General features: G+C 73.4%; 19 protein-coding genes. 8 read left to right on the top strand and 11 right to left on the bottom strand.

Annotation, left to right across the window (positions count from 1 at the left end):
- Position 1 precedes the first annotated feature (1 nt).
- The 3 genes from ELR47_RS04230 to fdxA (ELR47_RS04220) form a co-directional block, all read right to left on the bottom strand.
- Positions 2–742, bottom strand: a complete 741-nt coding sequence (locus ELR47_RS04230) for a class I SAM-dependent methyltransferase (RefSeq protein ID WP_165403836.1) — start codon at positions 740–742, stop codon at positions 2–4.
- 17 nt (positions 743–759) lie between these two features.
- On the bottom strand, positions 760–1,095 hold the full coding sequence (gene fdxA, locus ELR47_RS04225; RefSeq protein ID WP_130648757.1) for a ferredoxin: 336 nt from the start codon (positions 1,093–1,095) through the stop codon (positions 760–762).
- A gap of 223 nt (positions 1,096–1,318) precedes the next feature.
- Positions 1,319–1,642, bottom strand: a complete 324-nt coding sequence (gene fdxA / locus ELR47_RS04220) for a ferredoxin (protein WP_130648756.1) — start codon at positions 1,640–1,642, stop codon at positions 1,319–1,321.
- Between the two features lie 246 nt (positions 1,643–1,888).
- Between fdxA (ELR47_RS04220) and ELR47_RS04215 the strand changes: the two genes are divergently transcribed.
- From ELR47_RS04215 to ELR47_RS04200, 4 genes are read left to right on the top strand one after another with little or no spacing between them, the layout of a single operon-like run.
- Positions 1,889–4,117, top strand: coding sequence for an RNA degradosome polyphosphate kinase (locus tag ELR47_RS04215; protein WP_130648755.1), 2,229 nt, complete (start codon positions 1,889–1,891; stop codon positions 4,115–4,117).
- 23 nt (positions 4,118–4,140) lie between these two features.
- Positions 4,141–4,614: a SixA phosphatase family protein gene (locus tag ELR47_RS04210; protein WP_165403835.1), complete on the top strand. Its 474-nt coding sequence runs from the start codon at positions 4,141–4,143 to the stop codon at positions 4,612–4,614.
- Between the two features lie 11 nt (positions 4,615–4,625).
- Entirely contained in the window at positions 4,626–6,161 is a 1,536-nt protein-coding gene (locus tag ELR47_RS04205; protein WP_130648753.1) for a Ppx/GppA phosphatase family protein, read from the top strand.
- 21 nt (positions 6,162–6,182) lie between these two features.
- Complete coding sequence (locus tag ELR47_RS04200; protein ID WP_205745434.1) at positions 6,183–6,965, top strand: NUDIX hydrolase; 783 nt, start codon at positions 6,183–6,185, stop codon at positions 6,963–6,965.
- A gap of 49 nt (positions 6,966–7,014) precedes the next feature.
- On the opposite strand, the gene ELR47_RS04195 is transcribed toward ELR47_RS04200, so the two are convergent.
- Genes ELR47_RS04195 through ELR47_RS18150 form a run of 6 tightly spaced genes read right to left on the bottom strand, consistent with a single transcriptional unit; the run spans position 7,015 to position 12,069 of the window.
- A complete protein-coding gene (locus ELR47_RS04195) occupies positions 7,015–7,335 on the bottom strand; it encodes an MGMT family protein (RefSeq protein ID WP_130648752.1) in 321 nt (106 codons plus the stop codon).
- On the bottom strand, positions 7,332–7,967 hold the full coding sequence (locus ELR47_RS04190; protein ID WP_165403834.1) for a maleylpyruvate isomerase N-terminal domain-containing protein: 636 nt from the start codon (positions 7,965–7,967) through the stop codon (positions 7,332–7,334). Before ELR47_RS04190 ends, ELR47_RS04195 begins: the two co-directional genes overlap by 4 nt.
- Complete coding sequence (locus tag ELR47_RS04185; protein WP_165403833.1) at positions 7,964–8,335, bottom strand: nitroreductase/quinone reductase family protein; 372 nt, start codon at positions 8,333–8,335, stop codon at positions 7,964–7,966. Before ELR47_RS04185 ends, ELR47_RS04190 begins: the two co-directional genes overlap by 4 nt.
- Positions 8,336–8,339: 4 nt before the next feature.
- Positions 8,340–9,332: an endonuclease/exonuclease/phosphatase family protein gene (locus ELR47_RS04180; RefSeq protein ID WP_130648749.1), complete on the bottom strand. Its 993-nt coding sequence runs from the start codon at positions 9,330–9,332 to the stop codon at positions 8,340–8,342.
- 43 nt (positions 9,333–9,375) lie between these two features.
- Positions 9,376–10,809, bottom strand: coding sequence for a pyruvate kinase (gene pyk / locus ELR47_RS04175; protein ID WP_130648748.1), 1,434 nt, complete (start codon positions 10,807–10,809; stop codon positions 9,376–9,378).
- Positions 10,810–10,863: 54 nt separating this feature from the next.
- Entirely contained in the window at positions 10,864–12,069 is a 1,206-nt protein-coding gene (locus ELR47_RS18150) for a hypothetical protein (protein WP_165403727.1), read from the bottom strand.
- 96 nt (positions 12,070–12,165) lie between these two features.
- Here ELR47_RS18150 and upp point away from each other — a divergent pair, with 96 nt between their 5' ends.
- From upp to ELR47_RS04155, 4 genes are all read left to right on the top strand, one after another.
- Positions 12,166–12,792: a uracil phosphoribosyltransferase gene (gene upp, locus ELR47_RS18145; protein WP_165403832.1), complete on the top strand. Its 627-nt coding sequence runs from the start codon at positions 12,166–12,168 to the stop codon at positions 12,790–12,792.
- Between the two features lie 93 nt (positions 12,793–12,885).
- Positions 12,886–13,023: a hypothetical protein gene (locus ELR47_RS18140; RefSeq protein WP_165403831.1), complete on the top strand. Its 138-nt coding sequence runs from the start codon at positions 12,886–12,888 to the stop codon at positions 13,021–13,023.
- Positions 13,024–13,030: 7 nt separating this feature from the next.
- Positions 13,031–14,539: a TrkH family potassium uptake protein gene (locus tag ELR47_RS04160; RefSeq protein ID WP_130648745.1), complete on the top strand. Its 1,509-nt coding sequence runs from the start codon at positions 13,031–13,033 to the stop codon at positions 14,537–14,539.
- A complete protein-coding gene (locus tag ELR47_RS04155; protein WP_130648744.1) occupies positions 14,539–15,234 on the top strand; it encodes a hypothetical protein in 696 nt (231 codons plus the stop codon). Before ELR47_RS04160 ends, ELR47_RS04155 begins: the two co-directional genes overlap by 1 nt.
- Positions 15,235–15,311: 77 nt before the next feature.
- Here the strand turns inward: ELR47_RS04155 and ELR47_RS04150 are convergent, their stop codons facing one another.
- A complete protein-coding gene (locus ELR47_RS04150) occupies positions 15,312–15,716 on the bottom strand; it encodes a YjbQ family protein (RefSeq protein ID WP_130648743.1) in 405 nt (134 codons plus the stop codon).
- Between the two features lie 3 nt (positions 15,717–15,719).
- Positions 15,720–16,247 (bottom strand): flavin reductase family protein, encoded by a 528-nt coding sequence (locus tag ELR47_RS04145; RefSeq protein WP_130648742.1) that lies wholly within the window; start codon positions 16,245–16,247, stop codon positions 15,720–15,722.
- Between the last annotated feature and the right edge of the window lie 41 nt (positions 16,248–16,288).

Genomic DNA, 16,288 nt, shown 5'->3' with positions numbered 1-16,288 from the left:
CTCAGCCGGGCGTCGGCACGATCGGGAGCCCGGCGCCCGGCGGGACCGAACCGGCCGGGCGCTGCAGCGTGAGCCGGACCTCCATCGCGCCGTGCTCGTCGGGGTCGGGATGCTCGAGGGCGAGGCGCTCCAGACCGGCGGCCCGGTAGGCGGCCAGCTCGCTGGGGGCCTGCGCCCACGGCGGGCCCTGCCAGGTACGCGAGACCTCGTTCGAGCTCGCCACCAGCGAGACGGCGAGGACCACCCCGCCGGGCGCCGCCAGCCGGCCGACGGCGTGCATCGCCGCGTCGCGGACCACACCGGGCAGCGACTGCACCGTGCGCACCTCGACGACGAGGCCGAAGGCCCCGACCAGCTCGTCGGGCAGTTCGAGCAGGTCCACGACCCGCCAGTCGACCGGCGAGCGGCGGAAGCGCCGCTGCGCCCAGGCCACGGCGCTCGGAGCGACGTCGAAGGCGACCACGTCGAAGTCCCGCCGCGCCAGCTCCGCCGCGTCGTCACCGAGTCCACAGCCGACCACGACCGCCCGGCGTCCGGGTGGGGTCACCACCGGGTCGTCGAGCCAGTCGACGACGTACGGGTGCGGCGTCTGCTGCGCCCAGGGAACGGCGTCCGGGTCGCGGTCGGCACCGGCGTACAGCGGCTCGAACCAGCCGGTCGGGCGGCCCGCCTCGAGGTGCTCGGCGACCAGCGCACCCGGGTCGGGCGCCACCGGAGGGGTGCGCCGCAGGAACCGGGGCACGAGACGGTCGGCCCGGCTCAGGTCGCGTCCGGGATCTCGTAGGCCGAGACCTTGGGGTGGTCGACCTTGGTCACACCGACGCTGCTGGCGCCGCCGGGCGAACCCAGACCGGTGACGGCCGGCTCGAAGTACTCGGCGTTGATGGCCGTGAACTGGCCCCACTCGGACGGGACGTCGTCGGCGTAGAAGATCGCCTCCACCGGACAGGCCGGTTCGCAGGCGCCGCAGTCGATGCACTCCACGGGGTGGATGTAGAGCATCCGGTCACCCTCGTAGATGCAGTCGACCGGGCACTCCTGCACGCAGGCGGTGTCCTTGACGTCCATGCACGGTTCGGCGATGACGTACGTCACGCGGCTCTCCTCACGGTCAACGGCTCCCGAGTCGGCCCGCTCCCAGCGGGACCGCCCTGCCGACCGCCCGTCCTCGGTCGACCCGTCACGATCGCCAGTCTAACGAGCCGCGGCGCGTCGCGGCCCATCGAATCCGGGAGGCCGCCCGGTACGGGGCGGACACGCCACGACGACGGGGCACCGGCAGGCCACCCCGTCGTCACCTGCACCGGCGTCCGGCCGCTCAGGCGTCCCAGCCGGCCACGGTCGGGTGGTCCTTGTCGACCGCCCCGACGGTCGCTGCCCCACCGGGCGAACCGAGACCGGTCACGCTGTCGGCGAAGAACTCGGCGTTGATCGGCGTGAACTGGGCCCACTCGTCCGGGACGTCGTCCTCGTAGAAGATGGCCTCGACGGGGCAGACGGGCTCGCAGGCGCCGCAGTCGATGCACTCCTCGGGGTGGATGTAGAGCATCCGGTCACCCTCGTAGATGCAGTCGACAGGGCACTCCTCGACGCAGGCCTTGTCCTTCACGTCGATGCAGGGCTCGGCGATGGTGTACGTCACGGACGACCTCCTGGCTGCTCGGTGCGCACGCTAGGCGCTGGACCCCGGTCGTGCGCGGCCATCGCGGGTCCGGCCGACCGAGTTTCCGGGGCGACAACCTACTGCCTCCCCGAGCCGGGGATCGCCACCGGGGACGGGCGATGGTCCGGGGGCGGGCGAGGTTCGACACCCACCGTTCACCTCGGTCACCTAGGTTTTCGCACGGCCGGTGCTGCCGGCACCGCCGTACCGTGAGGACGCCGACGCATGACGGATGCACGCCGCCGTGGGAACCCGCGGGTCGCGCCAGCACTGGCACCGCCCGGGACCGACCTCGGGGACCCGGAGCCCGCGAAGCCCCGCGCTCCGGCGATCGTGCCCGGCACCGTCCCCGCCGACTGGGTGCGGACGCGCGAGCGCACCGTGTCGATCCTCGACTTCCACCCGCAGGGCGCCGACGGGCAGGTCCGACACCTCAACCGCGAGCTGTCGTGGCTGCAGTTCGACGAGCGGGTGCTGGCGCTGGCCGAGAACCCCGGTGTGCCGCTGCTGGAACGGGCGAAGTTCCTCGCCATCTTCACCTCGAACCTCGACGAGTTCTTCCAGGTCCGGGTCGCCGGGCTCAAGGAGCAGGTCGCCGCCGGGGTGACCGGCTCCGGGGCCGACGGGATCCCCCCTGCGGACCAGCTGCTCGTCATCGACGCGCTCGCCTCGGAGTTCTCCACCCGCGCCGCCCGGCTGTTCCGCGACGAACTGGTGCCGGCGCTCGACGCCCACGGCATCCGCTTCTCGAACTGGGACACCCTCGACGACGAGGACCGCGACCACCTCGTCCAGGTGTTCGACGAGACGATCTTCCCGGTGCTCACGCCGTTGGCCGTGGACCCGGCCCACCCGTTCCCGTACCTGTCGAACCTCTCGCTCAACCTCGCCGTGGTGGTCCGCGACCCCGACGACGGCGAGCGGCGCTTCGCCCGCATCAAGGTGCCACCGGTCCTGCCGCGCTTCGTCGTGCTGCCCGACGGCGAACGGTTCGTTCCGCTCGAGCAGGTCATCGCGGCCCACCTGCCGCGGCTGTTCGCCGGCCTCGAGATCGTCGAGCACCACGTCTTCCGCGTCACCCGCAACGCCGACTTCGAGGTCGAGGAGGACGAGGCCGACGACCTGTTGCTCGCCATCGAGACCGAGCTCACCCGACGCCGCTTCGGGAGCCTGGTGCGGCTCGAGGTCGAGCCCGAGATGTCCGCCTCGGTGCTCGAACTGCTCCTGCGCGAGCTCGAGATCACCGACGACGAGGTGATCCTGCTGCCGGGACCACTCGACCTCTCGGGACTGTGGGCGCTGTACGAGCTCGACCGTCCCGACCTGAAGTACGCACCGATGGTCACGGTGACCCAGCCGCGCCTGACCACGGCGATGACCGGTGATCACCAGGGACTGTTCGCCACCCTGCGCGAGGGTGACGTCCTGGTCCAGCACCCCTACGACTCGTTCACCACCTCCGTACGCGCCTTCCTGGAGGCGGCGGCGACCGATCCGCAGGTGCTGGCGATCAAGATCACCCTGTACCGGACCTCCGGACGCAACAGCCCGATCACCCAGGCCCTGCTCGACGCCGCCGCCGAGGGAAAACAGGTCGTGGCGCTCGTGGAGCTCAAGGCGCGCTTCGACGAGGAGGCGAACATCGCCTGGGCGCGGGTGCTGGAGGAGGCGGGCGTGCACGTCGCCTACGGCGTCGTGGGCCTCAAGACCCACACCAAGATCTGTCTGGTCGTGCGCGACGACGGCGACCGCGTCCGCCGCTACGCCCACATCGGGACCGGCAACTACAACGACAAGACCGCGCGCATCTACGAGGACGTGGGGCTGCTCACCGCCGACCCGGACATCGGGGCCGACCTCAGCGACCTGTTCAACGTGCTCACCGGGTACTCCCGGCAGGCCGACTTCCGCAAGCTGCTGATCGCACCGACGACCTTCCGCCGACGCATGCTCGAGCTGATCGACCGCGAACGCGACGCCGAGGACGGCCACGTCCTGGCCAAGATGAACAGTCTGGTCGACCCCCGGATCATCGAGGGCCTCTACGCCGCCTCCCAGGCCGGCACCCCCGTCGACCTGATCGTGCGCGGCGTGTGCTGCCTGCGTCCCGGCGTGCCCGGACTGTCCGACAACATCCGGGTCCGCTCCGTCGTCGGACAGTTCCTCGAGCACTCGCGGATCTACCGCTTCGGCAGCCCGGCGCGTGGGTTCGACTACGTCATCGGCTCGGGCGACTGGATGCCGCGCAACCTCGACCGCCGGGTGGAGGCCCTGGTCCCGATCGAGGACCCCGGTCTGCAGGCCCGACTCGAGGAGATCCTGCAGGTGGCCCTGCACGACGACCTGCTGGCCTGGGAACTGCGACCGGACAGCACCTGGGTCCCCGTCGAAGCGCACGTGGGGCTCGACACCCACCAGACCCTGCGTGAGCGGGCCCGCCAGCGTCTGCGCTGACCGGGCGCACCGAAAGGTTCGACGTGCCCCTGTTGCTGCTCCGCCACGTCCATGCCGGTGACCGCCGGTCCTGGGACGGCGACGACCGGCGCCGACCCGCCTCCGAGCGCGGTCGCCGCCAGGCCGTCGGCATCGTCGAACAGTACGCCGACCTCCCCGTGCGCCGCATCCTCACCAGCCCCTACACCCGCTGCGTGGAGAGTGTCGAGCCGCTCGCGGCCGCGCGGGGCGTCGAGGTCGAGCGCGACGACGCGCTCGCGGAGGGGGTGCCGTTGGACGTGGTGCACCGCCTGTTCGCCCAGGCCGGTCCCGACGCGGTGCTGTGCTCCCATGGGGACGTGATCGGCATGGTCGTGCGGGACCTGCACGACCGGGGCGTCGACGTCGGCGGCCCCGACGGGCTGCGCTGGGCGAAGGGCAGCACCTGGCTGCTCGCCGGCGCGGACCCCCGCCGGCCGGCCTCGGTCCGGTACCTGCCGCCGCCCCAGCGACCCTAGGCTCGATCCCCATGCGTGCGTCCGTCCTCGACCTCGGCAGCAACTCGTTCCACGTCCTGGTCGCCGACGTGGACGACGGTCGCGTGGTGCCGGTCCTGCGACAACGCGAGATGCTGCACCTGGGGGCCGTCGTCGCCCGCCACGGGGCCATCCCGGACGAGGAGCGGGCGAACGCCGCCGCCACGGCCGGTCACCTCGCCGACCTCGCGCGACGGTCGGGCGCCGGCGAGGTGACCGCCGTCGCGACCGCCGCGATCCGCGACGCCGACAACGGCAGCGAGGTGCTGGCGGCGATCGAGGCCGCCACCGGCGTCCCCGTGCGGATCCTGCCCGGCGAGGAGGAGGCCCGCCTGTCCTACCTCGGCGTGCGTTCGTCGGTCGCGCTCGAGGCGGATCCCACGCTCGTGCTCGACCTGGGTGGTGGGTCGCTCGAGTTCGCGATCGGGCACGGCGGCACGCTGGACTGGGCCGCGTCGACCCCGCTCGGCAGCAGCCGCCTGTCCACCTCGCTGAAGAAGGACCCCCCGGGCAAGGGCGACCTGCGTCGTCTGCGTGCACTGGTCGACGAGCACGTCGACCCGTTGGTCCCCACGGTGTGGACCAGTGCGCCGCGCACGGTCATCGCCCTGGGCGGGACGGTGCGGGCGCTGGCGCGCCTGGTCGCCGCCGACCGTGGCGTGTGGCTGCCGGCGGAGACGGTCACCAACCAACTGCACGTCCCCGCCGGGGCGCTGCGGGCCGTGCGCGACCGCCTGCTCGAGCTCGACTACGTCCAGCGACTCGACCTGCCCGGGATGAAGGACACCCGGGCCGACCACGTCCACGTCGCGGCCACCGTGCTGGTCGACGTGCTCGAGCGCCTCGCCGTCGACGAGGTGGTCATCAGCGACGCCGGTATCCGCGAGGGGCTGCTGCTCGATGCGCGCGGCGTCACCGAGGTGCCACCCGCCGCGGAGCTGCGGCGGCGGGAGATCGAGCGGGTCGCGACCACGTTCGTGCCCGAGGACCCGCACCCGACGCACGTCGCCGCACTGGCCGGTCTGCTGTTCGACGAGCTCGTCGACCTGCACGGGCTCGGTGACGACGACCGCGAACTGCTGGTGCACGCCGCTGCCCTGCACACGATCGGCGAAGCACTCGCCCTGCGGCGCTCACACCGGCACGGGGCCTACCTGCTGGAGAACGCCGAGCTCCGCGGCTTCTCCCCCCGCGACGTCGCCATGCTCGCCACCCTGGTGCGCTTCCACGGTGCCCGGGGCCTGGACCGCCGGTTCCCGCCGACCGCCAGCCTCGACCCGGATCGCCGTGGCCGCTGCGAACGGCTGCTGCCGCTGCTGCAGGTCGCCGACGTGCTCGACCGTGCCCGCGACCAGGCGGTCCACGACGTGCACGCGCTCGACGACGACGGCGAGGTGCTGACGATCGCCGTCCAGGGCGATCCGCACCTGGTGCCCTCCGACCTCGGTCGCCGGGTGGCGTGGTTCCAGCGCGTGTTCGAGCGCCGGCTGCAGCTTGTCGACGCCGACACCGACGACGCACTGCACTGACCCTCGGTTACGGTCGTGCCTATGAGCGACGACCCGCATGACCCCGATCCACGGTCCCCCGACCGCGTCCCACCGCGTGCCGGGCTGCGGGCCCGCGCCGTGCACCGCGTCACGCCCGACGACGTCGGGCGGCGCGTGTCGGTGCGTCACCTGGTGCCCGACGCCGACCGCGGTCCGGTCCCCACCGACGTGGTGGGACGCCTGCTCGCCATGGACGACGACGTGCTGCTGCTCGTCGACCGCGAGCACCGGCTGCAGGTCGTCGACGCCGCGGGCGTCCTCGCGTCCCGGGTGGTGCCGCCACATCCCCGCCTCCCCGCGGAACCGGAGGGGGTCGGCACCCGCGAGCGGCCGCTGGAACGCCAGGCCGCCCGGGTGGTGGTGCTCGACCCGCTCGAACGACTCCTGCTCGTCGCGCATGCGCCGTCGACGACCCGCCGCGTGTGGACCGCGCCGGGTGGCGGACTGGAGCCCGGCGAGTCGCACGAGCAGGCGGCGGTGCGGGAGCTGCGCGAGGAGCTCGGCATCGAGGTCGAACTCGGCCCGTGGGTCTGGTGGCGGCGCGTGTCGTTCGCGTTCCGCGGCCTGTGGCTCGACCAGGCCGAGCGCTGGTTCCTGGCCCGTGCGGAGGTGGACGTCGCCGCCGCGCCGCTGGACGACCTCGGCGCCGTCGAGGCCCGCTGGTGGACGCTCGACGAGCTGTCGACGACGCCCGAGCTGCTGGCGCCGGCGGCACTGCCGCAGCACCTGGTGACGCTCCTCGCGGACGGCCCGCCCGCCGAGCCCGTCGACGTCGGCTCCTGAGCGCGCGACCGTGGACGGGCGATGCCGCGCGGACCGACCGCGGGGCCGGTCACCTCACCCGGCGCTCGTCGTCCACCTCGACGCCCTCGGCGCGCAGGAGCGGCGCCTGCACCGGGGCGTGGGTCCGGTAGAGCCTGCCGGTCGCCGGAACGACCCGCCACCACGGCAGGCCGGGCACGCGCCGCAGGACGTTGGCGACCGCCTGCGCGCTGCCGGGTCGGCCGGCTTCCGCCGCGACGTCGCCGTAGGTCACGACCTCCCCGGCCGCCAGGGCCTGCACCACCGCGACGACGGCGCGCTGGTAGGGCGTGAGCGCCTCGGGCGGCTCGGGGTGCCCACCGGGTGGCAGCGGTGGCGGTGGCCGCGTCACAACGCCCGCACGGGGTCGGGGTGCCGCTCGCGCCGAGCCAGCGAGCGGACCACGGCGAGGCCGCCGTGCCGCCGGACCGCCAACCGCGCGAGGACGGCCGCGACCTCCTCGTGGGCGGCGTCCGGCAGCGCGACCGGTTCGGCGTCCACGCTCACGGACAGGTCGTCGACGTGCACGACCAGCTCCACCAGCCGGGTCCGCAGGTACTCGTCGACCGAGATCGTCACGCCGTCGAGGACCGTGACGGTGTCGTCGGGCGACACGCGGTCGAGCGCGTCGGTCAGCGACCGCTGCGCCGCGGTGAACGCGTCGAGCAGACCGTCGCGCCCGGCGGCGGCCGCGGCGGTGGCACGCGCACGCACCGAGCGGTGGAACGCGCTGTCGACCGGGTCGTGGTCGGCGAGCACGGCGAGGAAGTAGCCGACCGCGTCGCTCGTGGCCGGGACGTCCGGGCTCGCCGAGCTCAGGTAGCCGTCCACCGTCAGCACGGCCCGGGCGAGGTGGGCGGCGAGCCCGGCCACGGAGTAGTCGGGCAGCGCGCTGGCGTCGTCCCACCGTCGCGCGACCGCGTCGGAGGCCAGCAGCGGCCGTGCCGCGCCGGCGGTCGCCAGAAAGCTCGCGGCGACGTTCACGACTCGAGCTGACGGGTCAGCACCAGGGTCAGCACGGTCGCGTTGCGGGTCCAGGGCTCGGTCCGGTCCTTGCCCGGCGGGTCGTACTTGGCGTGGAAGGCGGCCAGCGCGGCATCGCGCCGCGGATCGTCGTCCTGCAGGAACGACGCCCGCCCGAGCCAGGCACGCCCGCCGACGCGCAGCACGCCCTGCTCCTCGTTCTGCAGGTTCAGGCACCACTGGGTCAGACCACCCGAGCCCGACATCAGGAAGACCCCACCCTCGGCCGGCACGAACCACAGCTCGGCCGTGTGACGACGCGCCGTGACCCGGCCCTGCGTCGAGAGCAGGCAGTAGTGCTCGTCGAGCAGGTCCGCCGGCACGTCCACCGTCTCACTCCTCCTGTTCGGCACCCGCCACATCCGGGAAGGCCACGTCGACGACGACCGGGCGGTGGTCGGAGCCTCGGGCGTCGCCCACCCAGGCGTCCACCGGATCGAGGTCCCGTACCAGTATCCAGTCGATGCGCAGCACGGCGGGCACACTCCGGTCGGCCGGCCAGGTGAACCCCATCCCCCGGCCGACCTCCCGCTGCGGATCGCGGAAGCCGACACCGGTCAGGCGACGGTAGGCGACCGACCGGTCGTTCGAGTTGAGGTCCCCGGCGACCACCGTGGGGACGTCCGGGTCGAGCGCGTCGAGGACACGGCCGACCTCGGCCCGACGGACCTCGCCCTCGAGTTCGAGCCGCTCCAGCACGGACGCGCCGCACGCCGGACAGGGCGAGATCAGGTGCAGGGGGACGACCTGCAGCGCTCGCCCGTCGACCTCGAGTTCGACGACGAACGTCGCCCGCGAGACCTCCGAGGCCTCCTCCACGCCGGTGACCGCGACGACGGGGTGACGCGACCACACGCCGACGCCGCCCACGCCGGGGCTCTGCTCGACGTGGGCGTACGGGTAGCGCTCCGCCAACGCCGCGGCGAGGGCCTGCTCACGCGGCGGGAAGACCTCCTGGAGCACCAGCACGTCCGGCGTCACCTCGTCGACCAGGTCGAGCACGTGCTGCTCGCCCTCGGTGTGCACGTACGTGTTGAAGCTCGCGATGCGCAGGTCGGCGTCACCCTCGGCGGGCGCACCGACGAAGGCGGTGCCGTAGGCCCACGCCCAGGCCAGCGCCGGCACGGCGAACCACAGCGCCGCTCGCGGATCGCGCAGCAGCACGGCGAGCACGACCAGCCCCAACGACGGCAACGTCCACCAGAACGTGGACAGGTTGACCAGCACCGTCCAGGGCGTGTCCCCGACCGTCGCCCACAGCACGAGCACCAGCACGGTGAACGCGGCGTAGAGCGCCCCGAGCGCGCGCAGCGCCGGGCGGCGCATCAGGACCCCGCCGGCGCGGGACAGCAGGGATCGTCCACTCGACTCAGTCGGCGGCCTGGCCGAGGCGGTGCACCATGACGCGGTTGGTCCCGCCGTGCCCGCCGGGGATGCCGGAGACGATGACGACCGTGTCCCCCCGCACGCCGTAGCCCTTCTCGAGGCAGATCTCCTCGGCGGCCAGGATCAGGTCGCGCGAATGGTCCTTCATCGGCACGACCGCGCCGTTGGTGCCCCACATCAGCGCCAGGCGCCGGACGGTCGCCTCCTCGGTGGTCAGCCCGATGACCGGCTGCTCGGGCCGGAACTTCGACACCAGCTGCACGGAGGCACCCGAGAAGCTGAACACCAGGATCGCGGTCGCGTCCACGTCGTCGGCGACCTGCTTGGCCGCCTTGGCGACGACGCGGGCCAACACCTGACCGGTGACCGGCGGGATCGGGTGCAGCCGCTCGGACGCCGCCTCGGCGTACTCGATGATGCGCGCCATGGTGCGCACGGCCTCGACCGGGTACCGGCCGGCGGCCGTCTCGCCCGAGAGCATCACCGCGTCGGTGCCGTCGAAGATGGCGTTGGCGACGTCGGACGCCTCCGCGCGTGTCGGACGTGGGCTGCGGATCATCGAGTCGAGCATCTCGGTGGCGGTGATGACCGGCTTGCTGTGGCGGTTGGCGAGGTCGATCATCTCCTTCTGGATCGCCGGCACCTTCTCCGGACCGACCTCGACCCCGAGGTCGCCGCGCGCCACCATGACCGCGTCGGTCTCCTTGATGATCGCCTCGAGGTCGTCGACCGCCTCCGGTCGCTCGAGCTTGGCCACGATCGGCTGGTCACCACCGTGCGCCCGCACGAGGTCGCGGACCTCGCGCACGTCCTCGGGACGTCGCACGAACGACAGGGCGATCCAGTCGACGCCGATCTCCACCATCGTGGCGACGTCCTCGCGGTCCTTGTCCGTCAAGGACTTCGCGCTCACGGCGACACCGGGGAGGTTGACGCCCTTGCGTGACTTGGCCGGACCCCCGGCCACGACCCGGGCGTGCACGCGGTTGCCCTCGACGCGCGAGACCACCAGACGCAGCAGGCCGTCGTCCATCAGGATCAACGCACCCGGGTCGACGTCCTCGGCGAGGTGCTCGTAGACCACCGGCAGGACCGGGACGCCGCCCTCGTCGTGGGAGTCGACCGTCTCGACACCGCTGACGAGGATCACCTCACCACCGTCCTCGAGCAGGATCCCCTCGTCGGGAACCATCCCCAGACGGATCTTGGGACCCTGCAGGTCACCGAGGCTGCCCACGTTGCGGCCCACCTCGGCCGCGATCGCGTGGATGCGGTCCAGGCGGCGCTGGTGGTCCTCCTTGGTGCCGTGGGAGAAGTTCAGGCGGACCACGTCGACCCCGGCCGCGATCGCGGCACGCAGGCGGTCGGGGTCGTCCAGGGCAGGACCCAGGGTGGCGACGATCTTGGCACGACGCACGAGAGCCTCAGGAGCTTGGGAGCAGGCGGCGGAAGGCCGCATCGTAGGCGGTCCCTAGCCGCCGTCGTCGCCCACCTCCGTCGGGGGGTCGGCCCCCTCCGTCGGGGGGTCGGTCCCCTCGGTCGGGGGGTCGGTCCCCTCGGTCGGGGGGTCGGTCCCCTCGGTCGGGGGGTCGGTCCCCTCCGGGGCGGCCGGGTCGCCCGCACGCGCCGGCGCGCCGGGGATCGCGGACCGCACACCGTCGCGCAGTTCGACGTACGCCGCGTCCAGGGGGTCGCGCTCGGCGAGCGGCCCGGGGGTGAGCACGAACACGTCGTCGACCAGGCCGAGGTCCCACTCGGTCTCGACCTCGTCGGCGACGACCGCTTCGACCACCGGGAGCAGGATCGGCTGCCAGCGCACCGACCACGCCAGCACCGTCGACGCCTCGAACCGCTCCCCCGCCAGCGCCTCCATCGGTGCCGACAGCCGCAGGCCCGCGTCCCGCGCGGTGGCGAGCAACGCATCGGTCTGCCACCCGACGTCGAGCACCAGCACCGACGCTCCCTCGGCCGCCGCCTGCGCGACGGCGTCGGCGGCCGCGGCGGCGGACGTCGGGAACGACTCGTGCAGCTCGGTCCCACCCACGCCCGCCCGCAGGCCCGCCCGGAACCGTGGCATCCCGACCCGGTCCGGAGCCAGGACGGCCGCCACGGCGCCGTCCCCGGCGGCGGCCGCGGCGGCCACACCCACCAGGTGGCCCAGCTCCTCGAAGCGCACGTCGACGAGCCAGACGCCGTCGGGGCGGTCGGCGCCGGGGGCCGCCGTGGCCGGCACGACACAGAACCGGGTGCGGGGATGGCGCTCGGCCAGCTCGGTCGCCAGCCGCCCCCCGTCGTCACCGACCAGACACACCAGGTCCGTGCCCCGCCGGGCGAACAGCCGCGCGAGGTCCCCGACGAACGCAGGTCCGTCCGGCGTCACCATGCGCAGCTCACCGACCCCGTCGGGCAGCCGGTGGGCCGACACGTTGCCCAGCGCCCGCAGCTGCGCCGCCTGCGGGTCCCCCGGCCCCGCGACGGGTGGCACCACCACCGCCGCTCGCAGGCCCGCGGCGGTCGGGGCGGGAGGCGGCTCGGGTGCCGGGACGGGCACCGGCTCCGGCTGAGGGCCGGTGCAGCCGGCGGGGCCGAGCACGACCGCGAGCGCCGCCAGACCGACCAGCCGCAGCCAACCGGCGATCCGCACCCGGCGGCCGGTCGACCGCCGGCGCACCCTCATCGACGTCCCCACGCAGTTGGCAGCGCCTCGGACACGCGTAGGCTACCGGCGGCCGTACCCACGACGGCCGCGAAGCGATCCGTGCAGGAGTGCCCCGTGTCCGCAGTCACCGTCCTCGACGACCCGGTCGCTGGCATCCAGCTCGCCTCGTTGCGCGACGAGCGCACGACGCCGGAGCACTTCCGGCATCATGCGCAGCGCCTCGGGTCGATGCTGGCGCTGCGGGCGGTGGCGGACCTGCCGGGTGCCACCTCGACCGTGCAGACGCCGTTGGGACCCTCGCCGGCGAACGGACCGGGTCGCACCATCGTCGCGGTCCCGGTCCTGCGTGCCGGCCTCGGGTTGCTGGCCGGTGTCCACGACGTCCTGCCGACCGCGCTCGTGGGCATGATCGGGCTGGAGCGTGACGCGGCCACCCTCCAGGCCCGCCGCTACTACTTCAAGGTGCCACCGCTCGACGGTGCGTGGGTGCTCGTGCTCGAACCGATGCTGGCCACCGGCGGCTCGGCCTCCGACGCGGTCAAGGCCCTCGACGCCGAAGGCGCCGAGCAGGTCACCGTGCTGTCCGTCGTGGCCACCCGGCAGGGGGTGGACCGCATCCTCGACGAGAACCCCGGGGTACGGATCGTGACCGCCGCGATCGACCCGCGACTGGACGAGAACGGCTACATCGACCCGGGACTGGGCGACTTCGGCGACCGGCTGTTCGGCACGCCGCACTGAGCCGCACGCGATCGGTCACACTGCGCTGCTCGTCGCGGTCGGACGGGTCGGGCGACGACACCGCCGTCCCGCCGTCCCCCAGACAGGTCTGCCGTGCATCCCGCCACCTCCCGTAGTGCGTCCGCCGGTTGGCGGGGCGCGGTGACCGGCATCGCGTTGGTCGTCGCCGCCACCGCGGTGCTCGGCCTCGTGGCGTTGGGCGTGGCCGCGCTCGCGGCCGGGCTGCGCTGAAGCACCCGTGTCCCTGCGCCCCGACGGCCGTGACCTGCGCATCATCGGCTTCTACCTCGGCAAGATCGCCATGGCGCTGGCGTTGATGATGGCGCTGCCGTTGCTGGTCGCCGTCCCGCTCGGGGAGTGGGACTCGGCCACCGCCCTGCTGGCGGGAGTGGGCATCGCCGCGGTCGTGTGGCAGATGGCCGAGTGGCGGCTGCAGACCCGCGCTTCACTGACCTGGGCCCACGGCACGGTCGTGGTCGCCCTGGCCTGGCTGGTCGGATCCCTGCTGGCCGCCGTGCCGCTGTTCCTCTCGGGACACTTCGGTGACTTCCTCGACGCCTGGTTCGAGGCGATGTCGGGCCTGACCACCTCCGGGTTGTCGGTGGTGCAGGACGTCGACCACCTGTCGTACTCGATGAACTTCTACCGGCACCTGACGCACTTCGCCGGCGGGCAGGGCATCGTGATCGTGGCGCTGTCGCTGTTCACCGCCGGTGGCGCGCAGATCGGCACGCTCTACGTCGCCGAGGGCCGCGACGAGCGCATCGTTCCCAGCGTCGTGCGCACGGCCCGCTTCATCTACCTCATCGCCGGTGCCTACCTGCTGGCCGGCACGCTGGCGTTGTTCGCGGCGATGAGCGCGGCCGGCCTCGGCGGGTGGCGTGGCCTGTGGCACGCGGTCAACATCTTCTTCGCCGCCTTCGACACCGGGGGGTTCTCGCCGTACTCGAGCTCGATCGCCTACTACCACTCGCTCGGGGTCGAGTCGGTCGTCATGGTGCTGATGGTGGCCGGCACCATGTCGTTCGCCCTGCACTACGCGTTGTGGAACGGGCGCCACCGGGAGTTGCTGCGCAACCTCGAGGTGCGCACGATCACGCTCACCCTGGCCGCCTTCAGCGTCCTGGCCCTGTACGGGCTGGCGAGGGCGGGGACCTACACCGGGACCGCGGGGCTGTTCCGCAAGGGCTTCTTCACCATGCTCTCGGCGCACTCCGGGACGGGCTTCGCCGTCAACGCCGGCACCCTGTACGTCACCGACTGGGGCGTGCTCGCCCCGGCAGCCGTGGTCGCCGTGATGGCCCTCGGTGGCATGGCCGGATCGACGGCCGGCGGCATCAAGGCCCTGCGCATCGGGCTGACGGTCAAGGGCCTGCTGCGAGAGGTCGAGCGCCTGCTGCGCCCCGAGTCGGCCGTGACCGTGGCGACCTACCACTCGGGCAAGCGGCGCATCCTGCAGCCGCCGGCGCTGATCGCGGCCACCACGGTGCTGCTGCTGTACGTGCTGACCTATCTCGCCGGGGCGCTGGTCGGTCTGCTCTACGGGCAGTGGGAGGTCACCGAGACCATCTTCGAGTCGGTCTCGGCGGCGGCCAACGTCGGGCTGTCGGTCGGCATCACGGGACCCGACATGCCGCGCGGTCTCCAGGTCACCTACCTGTTGCAGATGTGGCTCGGCCGGCTGGAGTTCATGGCGGCGTTCGCGCTGGTCGGCTACGGCGTCTCCCTGGTCGGGAGGCGACGCTGATGGTGCGCGGACGCGGCCCCGCCGGCCGACTGCTGATCGCCCCGGTCGTCTTCCTGATCGTCCTCGTCGTCGGACTGCAACTGCTCGACACCACGGTCGCGCGCACGCCCGACCCCGCCCTCGACCTGCGCGCCGGCCTGCCGGCCGAGGCCGGCGAGGTCGTGCGCTGCGAACGCGAGCAACTCGACACCCTGCCCGCCGAGCAACTCGCCGAACGCTTCGACCCCGACGGGCGGGTCACCTCGGCGATGGTGACGGCCTGTCCCGCGGCCTTCGACGGCCGCCGGGTGACCTACGCCGGCGAACTGGTCGGCGATCTGCTGCGTCGCGACGGCGGCGCCTGGGTGCAGGTCAACGACGACGACTACGCGCTCGTCACCGGGCCGCTCGGCAGCCACACCGAGCGTCGCGGCGGCAACCAGGGTCTGGCCGTCTGGTTGCCCGACGACCTGCCCGACGGCCTGGTCGCGGGACGAGCGGACCGCCGCGGCGACGTCGTCCTGGTCACCGGCGTCGTGCACCGCCAGGACCCGGCCGACGGTGGCGGGTTGAGCGTGCGTGCCGACCGCCTCGAGGTGCTGGCGCCGGCGACCGACGTCGAGCTGGCGGTCGATCCCGGCCAGGCCGTGCTGGCCGGCGTCGCGATCGCTGCAGCCGCGGCGATCTGGCTGCTGCGCCGGCGTCAGGGGCCCTGAGACGCACGCATGCTCGGCTCGGCTCGGCTCGACCGACCGGGTCCGGCGGCGGCGCGCGCCGCCGCCGCCGGTGCGGCTCAACCCGCCAGCAGCGACAGTCGCAACGTGCGACGCGGGTTGTCCGCGTTGGCGTCGACCACCACGATGCTCTGCCAGGTGCCCAGCGCCAGCCGCCCGTCGTCGACCGGCACGCTCAGGCTCGGGCTGATGAACGCCGGCAGCACGTGGTCGGCCCCGTGCCCGGGGCTGCCGTGACGGTGCCGCCAGCGCTCGTCGCGCGGCAGCAACGTGTCGAGGTGCCCCGCGAGGTCGTCGTCGGAGCCGGCGCCGGTCTCCAGCAGGGCCAGCCCGGCGGTGGCGTGGGGCAGGAACACGTGCAGCAGGCCGTCGCCGCCGACGTCGGCTGCGAAGGCCGCACACGCGTCGGTCACGTCGGTGATCCGTCGGTCACCGGTGTGCAGCGTCACTTCGGTGGTGCGCACGTCTCACCCCTGCAGCCGGCGGTAGTCGGAGGCGTAGTACAGCAGCGGGTCGCCGGCCGGACCGACGCCCAGGTCGACGACCTCGCCGACGACGATGTCGTGGTCGCCCGCGACGTGGACGGCCGCCAGCCGACAGTCGACCCACCCGACGCCACCGTCGAGCACCGGCGCCCCGGTGACCGCGGTGGTGTGACCGACGTCGGCGAACTGGTCCGTGTCGGGCCGGCCCGGGTCGGCGAACCAGGCCGACAGCGCCGCCTGGTCCGCGGCCAGGAAGGTCAGCGCGAACGCGGCCGCGTCCCGGACCCGTTCGGCCATGACGGCGCCACGCTCCACGCAGACGAGCACGAGTTTCGGCTCGAGCGACACCGAGGAGACCGCGTTGGCGGTCATCCCGTGCGGGACGGCGTCGACGACGGTCGTCATCACGCTGACACCGGTCGCGAACCGGCCGAGCACCGTCCGGAACTCGTTCCCCGGATCGACGGCATCACGTCGCGGCGGCGTCAGCGGCGGCTGAGGGTCGGCCACATCCCAGGTCCTGGTCGACGGGCTTCGGGCATCTGCCCCAC

The sequence above is a fragment of the Egicoccus halophilus genome (assembly GCF_004300825.1).
Taxonomy (GTDB): domain Bacteria; phylum Actinomycetota; class Nitriliruptoria; order Nitriliruptorales; family Nitriliruptoraceae; genus Egicoccus; species Egicoccus halophilus.
This window is presented reverse-complemented; position numbering and strand designations above follow the sequence as displayed.